The 12,703-nt window shown below is 72.1% G+C and carries 11 protein-coding genes and 1 pseudogene; 8 read left to right on the forward strand and 4 right to left on the reverse strand.

Annotated features, from left to right (window positions below; genetic code table 11):
• Window positions 1-218: 218 nt before the first annotated feature.
• Window positions 219-3,215, reverse strand: coding sequence for a bifunctional [glutamine synthetase] adenylyltransferase/[glutamine synthetase]-adenylyl-L-tyrosine phosphorylase (locus ABZ154_RS08625; RefSeq protein ID WP_356830347.1), 2,997 nt, complete (start codon window positions 3,213-3,215; stop codon window positions 219-221).
• Window positions 3,216-3,428: 213 nt separating this feature from the next.
• Between ABZ154_RS08625 and ABZ154_RS08630 the strand changes: the two genes are divergently transcribed.
• The gene (locus ABZ154_RS08630; protein ID WP_356830349.1) at window positions 3,429-3,965 is read left to right on the forward strand and encodes a pyridoxamine 5'-phosphate oxidase family protein; all 537 of its coding nucleotides are present in this window, start codon (window positions 3,429-3,431) and stop codon (window positions 3,963-3,965) included.
• On the opposite strand, the gene ABZ154_RS08635 is transcribed toward ABZ154_RS08630, so the two are convergent.
• Window positions 3,958-4,761: a putative protein N(5)-glutamine methyltransferase gene (locus ABZ154_RS08635; RefSeq protein ID WP_356830351.1), complete on the reverse strand. Its 804-nt coding sequence runs from the start codon at window positions 4,759-4,761 to the stop codon at window positions 3,958-3,960. The genes ABZ154_RS08630 and ABZ154_RS08635 overlap by 8 nt on opposite strands.
• A gap of 523 nt (window positions 4,762-5,284) precedes the next feature.
• Window positions 5,285-6,049, reverse strand: a complete 765-nt coding sequence (locus ABZ154_RS08640) for a GntR family transcriptional regulator (RefSeq protein WP_356830353.1) — start codon at window positions 6,047-6,049, stop codon at window positions 5,285-5,287.
• Window positions 6,050-6,207: 158 nt separating this feature from the next.
• Here ABZ154_RS08640 and ABZ154_RS08645 point away from each other — a divergent pair, with 158 nt between their 5' ends.
• Both ABZ154_RS08645 and ABZ154_RS08650 read left to right on the forward strand, forming a co-directional pair.
• Entirely contained in the window at window positions 6,208-6,546 is a 339-nt protein-coding gene (locus ABZ154_RS08645; RefSeq protein ID WP_356830474.1) for a hypothetical protein, read from the forward strand.
• Between the two features lie 136 nt (window positions 6,547-6,682).
• Window positions 6,683-6,979 carry a hypothetical protein gene (locus ABZ154_RS08650; RefSeq protein WP_356830355.1) on the forward strand — a complete coding sequence of 99 codons (297 nt, stop codon included), beginning with the start codon at window positions 6,683-6,685 and terminating at the stop codon, window positions 6,977-6,979.
• A 374-nt stretch (window positions 6,980-7,353) separates the two neighbouring features.
• On the opposite strand, the gene glnA is transcribed toward ABZ154_RS08650, so the two are convergent.
• Window positions 7,354-8,715 (reverse strand): type I glutamate--ammonia ligase, encoded by a 1,362-nt coding sequence (gene glnA / locus ABZ154_RS08655; protein WP_003969536.1) that lies wholly within the window; start codon window positions 8,713-8,715, stop codon window positions 7,354-7,356.
• Window positions 8,716-8,993: 278 nt separating this feature from the next.
• Between glnA and ABZ154_RS08660 the strand changes: the two are divergent.
• The 5 genes and pseudogenes from ABZ154_RS08660 to ABZ154_RS08680 form a co-directional block, all read left to right on the forward strand.
• A pseudogene (locus tag ABZ154_RS08660) lies at window positions 8,994-9,203 on the forward strand (DUF3105 domain-containing protein); the annotation flags it as partial.
• 5 nt (window positions 9,204-9,208) lie between these two features.
• Window positions 9,209-9,916, forward strand: coding sequence for a DUF305 domain-containing protein (locus ABZ154_RS08665; protein WP_356830476.1), 708 nt, complete (start codon window positions 9,209-9,211; stop codon window positions 9,914-9,916).
• Window positions 9,917-10,067: 151 nt separating this feature from the next.
• Window positions 10,068-10,493, forward strand: coding sequence for a CBS domain-containing protein (locus ABZ154_RS08670; protein WP_356830357.1), 426 nt, complete (start codon window positions 10,068-10,070; stop codon window positions 10,491-10,493).
• A gap of 88 nt (window positions 10,494-10,581) precedes the next feature.
• Window positions 10,582-11,004, forward strand: coding sequence for a hypothetical protein (locus tag ABZ154_RS08675; RefSeq protein ID WP_356830359.1), 423 nt, complete (start codon window positions 10,582-10,584; stop codon window positions 11,002-11,004).
• Between the two features lie 69 nt (window positions 11,005-11,073).
• On the forward strand, window positions 11,074-12,651 hold the full coding sequence (locus ABZ154_RS08680; protein WP_356830361.1) for a multicopper oxidase family protein: 1,578 nt from the start codon (window positions 11,074-11,076) through the stop codon (window positions 12,649-12,651).
• Window positions 12,652-12,703 lie beyond the last annotated feature (52 nt).

Here is a 12,703-nt window from a genome sequence, read left to right on the forward strand (position 1 = left end):
AAGCCACGGGCAGCACGGACGTGCGGGCGGACACGATGTCCGCCCGCATCGCTGTCTCCCGGGGCGCCCGGCCCCGGCTGAGGCCCCCCAGCCCCTCGGGCGCTTGCGGAGCGCGGCCCTGAGCCGCGCCCCGCGAAGGCGCGCCCGGGGCCTCTCGTCCGGATCATGCCGGACTCGCGGGCCCCGGCCCCCGATCCGGCCTGATCCGAACGAACGCCCTAGACCACCGCCCCGTAGAACCGCTCCTCCACCACCGCCCGAGCCCTCCGCGTGATCCGCCGGTAGTCGTCCAGCATGTCCCCGACGTGCCCCGGCTCGTACCCCAGGTACCGCCCCACGGCCGTCATCTCCCGAGGGTCCGACGGGAACGTGTCCCCCGGCCGCCCCCGCACCAGCATCACAGCGTTCCGCACCCGGGTGGCGAGCACCCACGCCTCGTCCAGCATCTCCGCGTCCTCATCCGGAATGAGCCCCGCCGCACACGCGGCCGCCAGCGCCTCGCGCGTACGCGTCGTCCGCAGCCCCGGCTCTGCCGAGCCGTGCTGCATCTGCATCAGCTGCACGGTCCACTCGACGTCGCTCAGCCCGCCCCGCCCCAGCTTCGCGTGGAGCGTGGGGTCCGCGCCGCGCGGCATCCGCTCGGACTCCATCCGGGCCTTGAGCCGGCGGATCTCGCGTACGGCGTCCTCGCCGAGCCCTTCCATCGGGTACCGCAACGGGTCCACCAGCTCGATGAAGTCGCGCCCCAGCTCCTCGTCGCCCGCCATGTGTTCGGCCCGCAGCAGCGCCTGGCTCTCCCAGACCAGCGACCAGCGCCGGTAGTACGCCTCGTACGACTTCAGCGTCCGCGCCAGCGGCCCGGCCTTGCCCTCGGGCCGCAGGTCGGCATCGATGAGCAACGGCGGGTCAGCGGTGGGCAGCTGCAGCAGCCTCCGCATCTCCCCCACGACCGCGTTCGCCGCCCGGGCCGCCTCCTCGTCGCTCACACCCTCGCGCGGCCGGTGCACGAAGAGGACGTCGGCGTCGGAGCCGTAACTCAGCTCGTGCCCGCCGAAGCGGCCCATGCCGATGACGGCGAACCGGGTCGGCAGGGTGTCGCCCCACCGCTCGCGTACGGAGGCCCGCAGCGCACCCGCGATGGTGGCGGCGTTGAGGTCGGTGACGGCGGAGCCGACCCGGTCGACGAGGGCACCGTGGTCCTGCTCGGCCGGGCTGTCCTCGGTGCCGTACGAGCCGATGATGTCGGCGGCCGTCGTACGGAACAGCTCCCGCCGCCTTACCCCGCGCACCACCGCGACCGCCGACTCCGCGCCCCCCGCACGCCCCACCGCCGCCAGCACCTCCTGCTCCAGGTGCTCACGGGTGCGGGGCCTCAGCCCCTCCGGGTCGCCCAGGATCGCCACCGCCTCCGGGGCCCGCAGAAGCAGGTCGGGGGCGAGGCGGCCGGCGGAGAGCACCCGGGCGAGGTTCTCCGCCGCCGCCCCCTCGTCACGCAGGAGCCGCAGGTACCACGGGGTCTTGCCCAGCGCGTCGGACACCTTGCGGAAGCCGAGGAGCCCGGCGTCCGGGTCGGCGGAGTCGGCGAACCAGCCGAGCAGCACCGGCAGCAGGGTGCGCTGGATCGCGGCCTTGCGGGAGACCCCGGAGGAGAGGGCCTCCAGGTGGCGCAGGGCCGCGCCCGGATCGGCGTACCCGAGGGCCTCCAGCCGGATCGCGGCCGCCTTGGCGCTGAGCCGGGACTCGGCGGGGGCCAGCTGGGCGACGGCGTCCAGCAGCGGCCGGTAGAAGATCTTCTCGTGCAGCCGCCGCACCACCGAGGCGTGCCGCCGCCACGCTTTGTTGAGCTCGGCGACGGGATCGGTGCGCATCCCGAGCGACCGCCCGAGCCGCCGCAGGTCTGGCTCGTCCTCGGGGACCAGGTGGGTGCGGCGCAGCCGGTAGAGCTGGATGCGGTGCTCCATGGAGCGCAGGAAGCGGTAGGCCTCGTCCAGCTGGGCGGCGTCCGCGCGCCCCACGTACCCGCCCTCGGCGAGCGCCCGCAGGGCCTCCAGCGTGGTGCCGCTGCGCAGGGAGGCGTCGCTGCGCCCGTGCACGAGCTGGAGGAGCTGGACGGCGAACTCGACGTCCCGCAGCCCGCCGGGCCCCAGCTTCAGCTCACGGTCTATCCGGTCGGCCGGGATGTTGTCGACGACGCGGCGACGCATCTTCTGCACGTCGGGGACGAAGTTCTCCCGGTCGGCGGCCTGCCAGACGAGGGGCGAGACGGCGTCGACGTACTCCTGGCCGAGCTCCGGGTCACCGGCGACCGCGCGCGCCTTCAGCAGCGCCTGGAACTCCCACGTCTTCGCCCACCGCTGGTAGTAGGCGAGGTGCGAGCTGAGGGTGCGCACGAGGGGCCCGTTGCGGCCCTCGGGGCGGAGGTTGGCGTCGACCGGCCAGATGGTGCCCTCAGGGGTGTTGTCGGAGCAGATCCGCATCATGTGGGCGGCGAGGCGGGTGGCGGCCTGCATCGCCTTGTTCTCGTCGACGCCGTCGCGCGCCTCCCCCACGAAGATGACGTCGACGTCGGAGACGTAGTTCAGCTCGTGCCCGCCGCACTTGCCCATCGCGACGACGGCGAGCCGGCACTGCGCCGCGTCCTCGGGGGCCGCCGTGCGGGCGATGGCGAGGGCGGCACGGAGGGTGGCGGTGGCGAGGTCGGCCAGTTCGGCGGCGGTCTGGGCGAGGTCGGTGGTCCCGCAGACGTCGCGGGCGGCCAGGGTGAGCAGGCAGCGCCGGTACCCGACGCGCAGCGAGTCCGGGTCGACGGCCTCGGCGAGCCCGCGCTCGAAGTCGGCGATCCCCGGGTGCAGGTCGACCGCCTCGTACGTGACGAGTGCCTGCCAGTCGCGCGGGTGCCGGGCCAGGTGGTCGCCGAGCGCTTCGGACGCCCCGAGGACCCCGAGGAGGCGGTCGCGCAGGGGCTTGGCGGTGACGAGGGTGTCGAGCAGCACCTGCCGCCCGTCCGCCGCCTCGGCCTCGACGAGCCGGACGAGGCCGCGCAGGGCCAGATCGGGGTCGGCGGTGGCGCCGAGCGCCTCCAGGAGGACGGGATCGGACCGAACGGAGGCGAGGTCGTCCAGCTCCAGGAGCTGTTCGGCAGCGGACGGGTCGGTGAATCCGTGCCGCAGCAGCCTGGTGAACGTACTGCTTCTGCGCCCCGGCACCGTCGTCATTGCACGCTCTCCTGCCGCCCGAACCGATTCTGCGTAGCCGCACGCCGCCCCTTCGCCGCGTCACAGCTCTTCGAGCCTAGTCCTGCGCCGATGAATTCGGGGCGGGGGCGGAGTCCACCCACGGGAAAAGCACCTGACAGCACCACCCCTGGCAGCACCACCTCTGGCAGCACCGCCCATGGCACCACCCCCTGACGTCACCACGGAGGAATCATGTCCACGACCGAGCTCCCCGTTTCCACCCCTCCCCCCACGACCGAGCTGGACGCCCGCTACAGCAGCGAGGGCGCGACGGCCCGTCCCTGGCCGAAGACGGCCGCCGTACTCGCCGACGCCCCCCTGTACTGGCTCTCCACGGTCCGCCCCGACGGCCGCCCCCATGTCACCCCGCTCATCGGCGTCTGGTCGGGCGGCGCGCTCCACTTCTGTACGGGCCCGGCGGAGCGCAAGGCGCGCAACCTCACGGCCAACCCCGAGGTGGTCCTGACGACGGGCACCAACGCCCTCGACTCAGGCTTCGACGTGGTGGTCGAGGGGCGGGCGGACCGGGTGACGGACCACGGCCGGCTGACGGCGCTGGCCCGGGAGTGGGAGGCGAAGTACGGCAGCGGCTGGCACTTCGACGTCGCGGACGGCAGCTTCGTCCAGGCGGAGGCGGGCCACGCCCACGTGTTCGCGGTCCGCCCCCGTACGGCGTTCGGCTTCGGCAAGGGGGACCCGTACAGCCAGACGCGCTACCGCTTCATGTGACCCGCCCGGCCGTACCGATGACGACGGTGGCGTACAGCTCCTCGCAGACCGCCACGCGCGGGACCAGCCCGGCGTCGCGGAGGACCTGTACCGCCGCGTCCCGCTGCCGCTCACCGGCCTCCACCAGCAGGCTGCCGCCGGGGGCGAGCCACTCGGGGGCCTGCGCGGCGACCCGGCGCATGACGTCGAGGCCGTCGCCGCCGCCGTCGAGGGCGACCCGGGGTTCGTGGACGCGCGCCTCGGCGGGGAGCAGCTCGACGTCGGCGGTCGGCACGTACGGAACGTTGGCCAGCAGCACGTCGACGCGGCCGCGCAGGGCGGCGGGAAGGGGGGAGAAGAGGTCGCCCTCGTAGACCTGCCCTAGGTCACCGACGTTGCGCCGGGCACAACGCACGGCGGCGGGTTCGACGTCGCAGGCGTGCAGGTCGACCCGGCCCAGGGTGGTCGACGCCTCCGTGGCGAGGGCGACGCCGAGCGCTCCGGAGCCGCAGCAGAGGTCGACGACGACGGCCCGCTCCGGGGCTAGGGCGGCGGCCTGCGCCACCAGGAACTCGGTACGCCGGCGGGGCACGAAGACGCCGGTGTCCACGGCGAGGCGCCGACCGCAGAACTCGGCCCAGCCCAGGACGTGTTCGAGCGGAAGGCCGGTGACGCGGTGCTCGACGAGTGAGGCCAGATGGCCCGGAGACGCGGCGGCCTCATGGAGGAGAAGGGCCTCGTCCTCGGCGAAGACGCATCCGGCGCGGCGCAGGGCGGCGACGGTGGCGGAAAAAGAACTCACGGGGTGAACGGACATGCGGGCGAATGCCTTTCGGGAAATCCGATGGGCGCTCCGCGATCGGTTCGGGCCGGCCGGCTTATGCCGGTCGTGCGACGCGATCGTGCGAGGTGAGCACCCAGGCTGATCCAGCGGTAATGGGTCTCACCTCCCCGGTCCGTCCCCGTACCGGTGCACGGGGGGTCGTAACACTACAACAGCCCGCGCCACGTGGGCGCGGGCTGCCGTTCGGCCGTCTACGGGTCGACGCTGCCGCGCAGCTCGGCCGGCGTCAGGACGGCCATGGCACCGCCGAGGTGACCGTCGTACCGGCCATGCTCCTCGGGGCTGATCATCGCGGCGATGATCAGCTGGACGAAACCTGGAGCGCCCCCACGCCGAAGCCCCTGGACGGTGCACCCGGGCCGTCACCGCGACCCTGCTGTCCTCCACCGCCTCCACGCCGGTCCTGGGCAACGGGCCGACAGACCGGAGGCGGCTCACCGCGCCGTCGCGCAGGAGCCGCCCCCGGAACCGGCTCCCGCCGAGAACCGCCCACCGCTCAGAACCGGGAGTCGTCGACCTCGATCTCGTACGCGATCTCCCAGCGGATGTCCGGGACGATGATGTCGGCGGTCTCCACCGGACGGCCCTCGGCGTCGAAGTAGATGCGCTCCAGCTGGGTGACCAGATCGCCCACGGAGATGCCGAGGAAGTTGGCCTGCTCGCGCGTGGCGCGGGCCGGTCGCGGCATTTCGAGCGCGGTGGAGACGTGCACGTCGATGGAGCGCATACGGGCGACGACGCCGATCTTGCCTCGCGGCCCCATCTCGGGGAGCAGGACATCCGTGCCGCCGGTGATGGCCATCGGCTCCCAGCTCGTGGCGAGCTGGGCCGGCTGACCGTCCGCGAGAAATTCGTAGTGGGTCATGACGCAGAGGTCGCCGGGCTCGATCGCCAGCCGTGCGGCGATGTCCTCGGTGGCGGGGACCCTGGCCCGGCTGTTGCACTCCCAGGTGCCCGCGGATCCTTGGTCCTTCAGGTCGGCGCGGAACGGGGAGCCGCTGCGCTCCTGACGGAGGCGTGAGCGGACCATCCGGCGGCGCTCGCGGGCTTTGCGGACGTACGTGCCCGACCCTGCGCGGCCTTCGAGGATGCCCTCGATGATCAGGCGCTCCATCGCGCGCTGGGCGACGGACTGACCGACGCCGTACTCCTTGGCGAACCGGGCGCGGGACGGCAGCTTGTCGCCGACGGCCCATTCACCCGCCAGCACCCGGGCGCGGATCTCGTCGGCCACCTGCAAGTACGGGGTATCGCGAGGCATTTCGGCGGCTCCGTGAGGGGTGCGGCGTTCGGGCTCGACATTGACAAAGCTAACCCATCAGGTTGAAGCTGAGTATTCAGCATTACATGGAGTGATGTCAGCTTCACCAGGGGAGAAGTGTGCGCTCAGCACAAGCGCGGGCAGCGGCACTGACCGGCATGCTCACCGCGGCCATCGGCACTCAACCGCGCGTCACCGAGACCGCGGTCGGCATCCGCGTCGAGGCGGACCTCCCCGCCGGGCTCACCGAGGCCGAGCACGCGGCGGTCCTCGCCGCTCTGGCCACGGCCGACCACTTCGGGCACACCCTCACCCGCACCGCCGAATTCGTCTGGGCCGAGATCAGCAGAGAGGCGACCGTGACCACGACCGATTCCCCCGACGCGGCCTATCGCGACCTGCTCGCCCACACGACGACGTGCGGCGCCTGCCGGGCGGGGGCGGTCTGCCCCACCGCGGCCAAGCTCGTCCGCACATGGCGTGAGACCCGCGGATGACACCCCGTAGGCCCCTCGTCTCAGCCGCAGCGGCCGGAATGAATCCTCACGGCCACCCGCCCACCCCCGAGAGACGGAGGCATCACATGCGTACCGCCCGTCACGCTTCACTTCCGGCCCCGCCCGGGAGGCACCGGTGATCGCCCTGTCCGCGACGGACGTCCGCACCTGCGAGGCCTGCTGGAACGCCCCGGTCACGGCGGCCCGGCACACGGAGACGGGCCGGGACCTGCTCTGCGAGGAGTGCGCGGAGGCGGACTACCCGCGCCGCGTGGACCTGTTCCCGCCGCTCGGCATCTACGGCCTGCCCGCCCGCAAGCTGACGAACGACGGCAGACACGGCAGCGGCCCCCCGAAGACCCCACCCAACCTGGGCCCACCGCTGCCCAACCCAGCGCCGGCACCGTCACCGCCGGGGACACCGCCGGTGTAGAGCTTCTCAGGGCCGCACCTCTGGCAGAGGGGTGCGAGACCCCGGGCCCGTGGGTCCGGCTCAGGGTACGAGGCGGAGAGCGCGGCCATCCCCTCCCACCCTCGCCGCATGAACATGTTCGGCGGCGGTGGCGGCCGGTACCTGGAGATGCCCAACGGCGGCACAGCGGTGTCCGTGGGCGGTGCGTACGTCATCGCGCCACCAGGTCGTCGTGGGCAGCGACACAGCCCCGTGGCGTGCTCGACATGGCCGCGATGTGCAGCCGGCTGACGGGACAAGAACGACTGGGGCCAGCGGCTAAGCGCCGCTGACCCCAGTCCCTGTCTCTCGGGGAGCCCCACGGCCTACCCCCATCACAGCGGCAGGACCAGCCCCTACAGCACCGGCAGCAGGTTCTTCAGCTCGAAGGCGGTGACCTCGCTGCGGTACTCCTCCCACTCCTGCTTCTTGTTGCGGAGGAAGAAGTCGAAGACGTGCTCGCCCAGCGTCTCGGCGACCAGTTCGCTCTTCTCCATCAGGGAGATCGCCTCGCCCAGGTTCTGCGGGAGCGGTTCGATGCCCATCGCGCGGCGTTCCGCGTCGGAGAGGGCCCAGACGTCGTCGTCGGCGCCGGCCGGGAGTTCGTAGCCCTCCTCGATGCCCTTGAGGCCCGCGGCGAGCAGGACCGCGTAGGTGAGGTACGGGTTGGCGCCGGAGTCGATGGAGCGGACCTCGACGCGGGCCGAGCCGGTCTTGCCGGGCTTGTACATGGGGACGCGGATGAGGGCGGAGCGGTTGTTGTGGCCCCAGCAGATGTACGAGGGGGCCTCGCCGCCCGCACCGGCCGCGCGGGACGAGCCGCCCCAGATGCGCTTGTAGGAGTTGACCCACTGGTTGGTGACGGCCGAGATCTCCGCCGCGTGCGTCAGCAGGCCCGCGATGAACGAGCGGCCGACCTTGGAGAGCTGGTACTCCGCGCCCGACTCGTAGAACGCGTTGCGGTCGCCCTCGAAGAGGGAGAGGTGGGTGTGCATGCCCGAACCCGGGTACTCCGAGAAGGGCTTCGGCATGAACGTGGCCTGCACACCCTGCTCCAGCGCCACCTGCTTCATCACCAGGCGGAACGTCATGATGTTGTCCGCCGTGGAGAGCGCGTCCGCGTACCGCAGGTCGATCTCCTGCTGGCCGGGAGCACCCTCGTGGTGGCTGAACTCGACCGAGATGCCCATCGATTCGAGCATGGTGATCGCCTGGCGGCGGAAGTCCATGCCCACGTTCTGCGGGGTGTGGTCGAAGTAGCCCGAGCTGTCCGCCGGGGTCGGGCGCGTGCCGTCGACCGGCTTGTTCTTCAGGAGGAAGAACTCGATCTCGGGGTGCGTGTAGAACGTGAAGCCGAGGTCGGACGTCTTGGCGAGGATGCGCTTCAGTACGTAGCGCGGGTCCGCGAAGGACGGGGAGCCGTCCGGCATCAGGATGTCGCAGAACATCCGCGCCGTGCCGGGGGCCTCCGCGCGCCAGGGCAGGATCTGGAAGGTGCCCGGGTCCGGCTTGGCGATCATGTCCGATTCGTATACCCGGGCGAAGCCCTCGATCGCCGAGCCGTCGAAGCCGATGCCCTCGTCGAAGGCCTGCTCCAGCTCGGCCGGGGCAACGGCGACGGACTTGAGGAACCCGAGGACGTCGGTGAACCACAGCCGCACGAAGCGGATGTCGCGCTCCTCAAGGGTCCTGAGGACGAATTCCTGCTGCTTGTCCATTGCCACATCCTTGCAGTTCAGACGGTCCGTGCACCACCGCCCGGGGTAGGGGGGACACTTCAGTATCGCGACCCGGGATTTCCCCCAGATTACGCACACGGTGTGAGAGAGAGCACTCGGCCACACACTACGATCGGCGACCATGGCGCCCGGGGTCGGCGGTGGCTCCCCCGCCCGCCTGCGCGCGTCGGTCACCGGACCGGCCTTCACCCTCCCGCCCCTTCGCAGAAGGACTCGACGTCATGCGTTTCGGCCCCAGCGATCCCCTGTACGCCACCGAGCGGGTCCGGAGCACCCCGTTCACCCTCATGAGCCCGTACGCGGAGCAGGAGGGCGCCGTCGTGCTGACCGCCTGGGGCAAGCAGGTCACCGTCGACAGTGCCGAGGACCGGCGCGTGGACCAGTTCCTCGCGCGGTACGTCCGGGGTGCGCAGACCCCCGAACCCGGCGCCCCCTGCACCGGCGGGCTGGCCACGGTTCCGCGGTGACCGCCATGGCCGTACGGAGGACCGGGAGCGAAGCCGGGAACGAGGAGCGGCGCAGGACGCGCCGTGTGCGGTGGGTCGCCGGGGGTGCCGTTCTCGCCCTCCTTTTCGCCGGGGCCGCCGTCGTCGCCTCCGCCCGCGGGGGCGGGGAGAGCGGTGTTCCGGCCGTCGATTCCGCCGATGCCGGGTTCGCCCGGGACATGGCCGTCCACCACCAGCAGGCCGTGGAGATGTCCTTCATCGTCCGCGACCGCACGGACGACGAGGACGTACGCCGTCTCGCCTACGACATCGCCAACACCCAGGCCAACCAGCGCGGCATGCTGCTCGGCTGGCTCGATCTGTGGGAGCTGCCGAAGGTCGCTCCGGGCGGAGCCGGGCCCATGGCGTGGATGGAGAGTAGGGAAGGGCACGGTGATCATGCGGCCGGGCACGGGTCCGGCGCCGGTGCCGGCTCTGCGCTCATGCCGGGGATGGCTACCAAGGACGAGCTCAAGCGGCTCGGGGGGCTGAGCGGTAAGCAGGCGGAGGTCATCTTCCTCCAGTTGATGACCGACCACCACACCGGTGGCGTCGCCATGGCCGAGGCGTGCGTGTCGCTGTGTGCCGTGCCGGTGGAGAAGCGGCTCGCCTCGGGCATGGTGGAGGGCCAGCAGTCCGAGCTGGGGCTCATGCACGACATGCTCGCCGCGCGTGGGGCGAAGCCCCGTACCTGAGCGGGGCCCGTATCAGCCCTGTGTCAGCCCCCACCCCCGTACCAGCACACCCGAACGGGTGATTGCGGTCGCGCGCCCCGTGCGGGCCGATGACGATGGTTGCGCTCGGGGCCGCACGGCAGTGCCATCGGCACGCAGGAGGAAATCCCCCATGACGACCGCCAAAGACATCATGCACAGCGGGGCCCGCTGGATCCCCGCCCACGAGACGCTCGACCGTGCGGCGCAGCTGATGCGTGAGCACAACGTGGGCGCGCTGCCCGTCTCCGCCAACGGTGACTCGGACCGGATGGTCGGCATCATCACCGACCGGGACATCGTCGTCGGCTGTGTGGCCAAGGGCCACGACCCGTCGACGGTGACCGCGGGCGACCTCGCCCAGGGCACGCCGCGCTGGATCGACGCGGAGGCGGATGTGAACGCGGTCCTGGAGGAGATGCAGAACCACCGCATCCGTCGGCTCCCCGTCATCGAGAACAAGAAGCTCGTCGGCATGATCAGTGAGGCCGATCTCGCGCAGCACCTCACCGAGGAGCAGATCGCGGCCTGGGCGGAGAAGGTCTACTCCCGCAGCTGAGAAGCCAAGTTCCCCTGAGTGGCCCGGTGCCCCTTGAGGCGTCGGGCCACTGTTCGCCCGTATACCCACCGGGGGTAGGGTGGCCTGCATGGCTGGCAGGGTCGGCGGAGTCCGGAACGGGAGCGTGATGCACGGGCAGCTCCTGCTGCTCGCCGCGCTGCTCTTCGGCATCGTCACCATGCATACGGTCGGGCATCCGGCTGAGCACGCCCCCTCGCCTTCGGCACCTGTGGCAACGTCCGACGCCGTGACCGTGCCCGGGGCCTCCTCCGACGCCGCGCATCCCGCACACCGCTCCCCCGGCGACTCCCCCATGAGCGGCATGGATCCGCTCTCCGTCTGCCTCGCCGTTCTCGGCGCCTGGGGCCTCGTCGGCGCCTGGCTGCTCGGGCGGCGCGCGGACGGACGGCCCCTCGGTACGCCGGTGGGTTCGGGGCTCCGGCGGGTGCTGCGGCCGGATCCGCCTCCCCCGATATCGGTGCTCGCCAGCGTTTCGGTGCTGCGTATCTAGGAGTGGGCGTTCACCTCCGCCCTTCTCCCTGATCTGACCGACCAGCAGTTCCCAGAGGTGTATTCCAGCATGCCCACGCAACCCACCCGACGCGCCGTGCTCGGCGCCGCTCTCGCCGTCGCCGGTACGGGAGCCCTCGCCGCCTGTTCCGACGGCGGCGGCCTCGGCGGTTCCCACGCCCCCGGCGGTGCCCAGGACTCCGGTACGTACGTTTCTCCCGGCGGCGAGGAGGTCGCGGCGGCCGAGGCGGCGCGCGGCTCCGGTCCCGTACGCGAGGTCTCCCTCACCGCCACCCGCACCCGGCTCGATCTGGGCGGCGGCACCACCGTCACCTCCTGGGCGTACGGGGGCCGGCTGCCCGGGCGCGAGGTGCGGGTGAACGCCGGGGACACCATCGACCTCACCCTGGCCAACCACCTGCCCCAGCCCACCTCGATGCACTGGCACGGGCTCGCCCTGCGCAACGACATGGACGGCGTCCCCGGGCTCACCCAGCGGGCCATCGCGCCGGGGGCCGACTTCCGGTACCGGTTCGCGGTGCCGCACCCGGGGACGTACTGGTTCCACCCGCACTCCGGCGTCCAGCAGGACCGGGGGCTTTACGCGCCGCTCATCGTGGAGGACCCGAAGGAGCCATTGGCGTACGACACGGAATGGGTCGTCGTCCTCGACGACTGGGTCGACGGGGTGGCGGGGTCGACGCCTGAGGCCGTACTGAAGGAGCTGTCCGGGGGGATGGGTGACGGCGGAGCCGGGATGGATCATGGCGCGCACGGCATGTCGGGGGCCGAGGAGGACGAGGGCGGTGACGGGCCCTCGCGGATGATGATGGGTGCCCGCAGTGAGCTGCTCGGCGGGGACGCGGGTGATGTCGCCTATCCGCATTACCTCGCCAACGGGCGGGTCGCGGACGATCCGGAGACGTGTCGCGCTCGCCCCGGTGACCGTATCCGGCTGCGGATCATCAACGCCGGTGGCGACACCGCCTTCCGCGTCGCGCTCGGCGGGCACCGGCTGACCGTCACCCACACCGACGGCTTCCCCGTCCGGCACGCCGAGGGGGACGCGCTGCTGCTGGGGATGGGCGAGCGGTACGACGTCCTCGTCACCGCCGGGGACGGGGTCTTCCCGCTCGTCGCTCTGGCGGAGGGCAAGAAGGCGGCCGCCCTCGCCGTGCTGCGGACCGGGAGCGGTGCGGCGCCCGGCGCCTCCGTACGGCCCGAGGAGCTGGACGGGAAGCTCGTCGAGGCGGGGCGGCTGGTGCCGGATCCGTCGGTGGCCCTGGCCGACCGTGCGCCGGACCGGACCATCCGGATGCGGCTCACCGGCGGGATGGCGGATTACGACTGGGCCTTCGACGGGCAGCCGTACACCGCCGGGCAGCGGCGGCCGGTGGAGGCCGGGGAGCGGGTGCGGGTCGTCTTCGACAACGGGACCGCCATGTGGCATCCCCTCCATCTGCACGGGCACACGTTCGCACTGGGCGGGAACGCCGCCGGGGCCCGCAAGGACACCGCGATCGTCCTGCCGCACCGGTCGCTGACCGTGGAGTTCGACGCCGACAACCCAGGGCTGTGGATGGTCCACTGCCACAACGTCTACCACGCGGAGGCGGGGATGATGACGGTCCTCGGATACCGCAGCTGAGCCTCAGACCTCGGGGCCTCAGCACGGTCAGCGCCTCGGGACCGTCAGCGCC

Origin of the sequence: Streptomyces sp. NPDC006261, from assembly GCF_040613515.1 — a bacterium.
Taxonomy (GTDB): Bacteria; Actinomycetota; Actinomycetes; order Streptomycetales; family Streptomycetaceae; genus Streptomyces.

Excerpts from the sequence above, each read along its gene's own strand:
- ABZ154_RS08625 (WP_356830347.1), bottom strand. The coding sequence starts at position 3,215 with ATGACGACGGTGCCGGGGCGCAGAAGCAGTACGTTCACCAGGCTGCTG.
- ABZ154_RS08665 (WP_356830476.1), top strand. The coding sequence starts at position 9,209 with ATGGCCGTACGGAGGACCGGGAGCGAAGCCGGGAACGAGGAGCGGCGC.
- ABZ154_RS08680 (WP_356830361.1), top strand. The coding sequence starts at position 11,074 with ATGCCCACGCAACCCACCCGACGCGCCGTGCTCGGCGCCGCTCTCGCC.
- ABZ154_RS08675 (WP_356830359.1), top strand. The coding sequence starts at position 10,582 with ATGGCTGGCAGGGTCGGCGGAGTCCGGAACGGGAGCGTGATGCACGGG.
- ABZ154_RS08640 (WP_356830353.1), bottom strand. The coding sequence starts at position 6,049 with ATGCCTCGCGATACCCCGTACTTGCAGGTGGCCGACGAGATCCGCGCC.
- ABZ154_RS08645 (WP_356830474.1), top strand. The coding sequence starts at position 6,208 with ATGCTCACCGCGGCCATCGGCACTCAACCGCGCGTCACCGAGACCGCG.
- ABZ154_RS08635 (WP_356830351.1), bottom strand. The coding sequence starts at position 4,761 with ATGTCCGTTCACCCCGTGAGTTCTTTTTCCGCCACCGTCGCCGCCCTG.
- ABZ154_RS08630 (WP_356830349.1), top strand. The coding sequence starts at position 3,429 with ATGTCCACGACCGAGCTCCCCGTTTCCACCCCTCCCCCCACGACCGAG.
- ABZ154_RS08670 (WP_356830357.1), top strand. The coding sequence starts at position 10,068 with ATGACGACCGCCAAAGACATCATGCACAGCGGGGCCCGCTGGATCCCC.
- glnA (WP_003969536.1), bottom strand. The coding sequence starts at position 8,715 with ATGGACAAGCAGCAGGAATTCGTCCTCAGGACCCTTGAGGAGCGCGAC.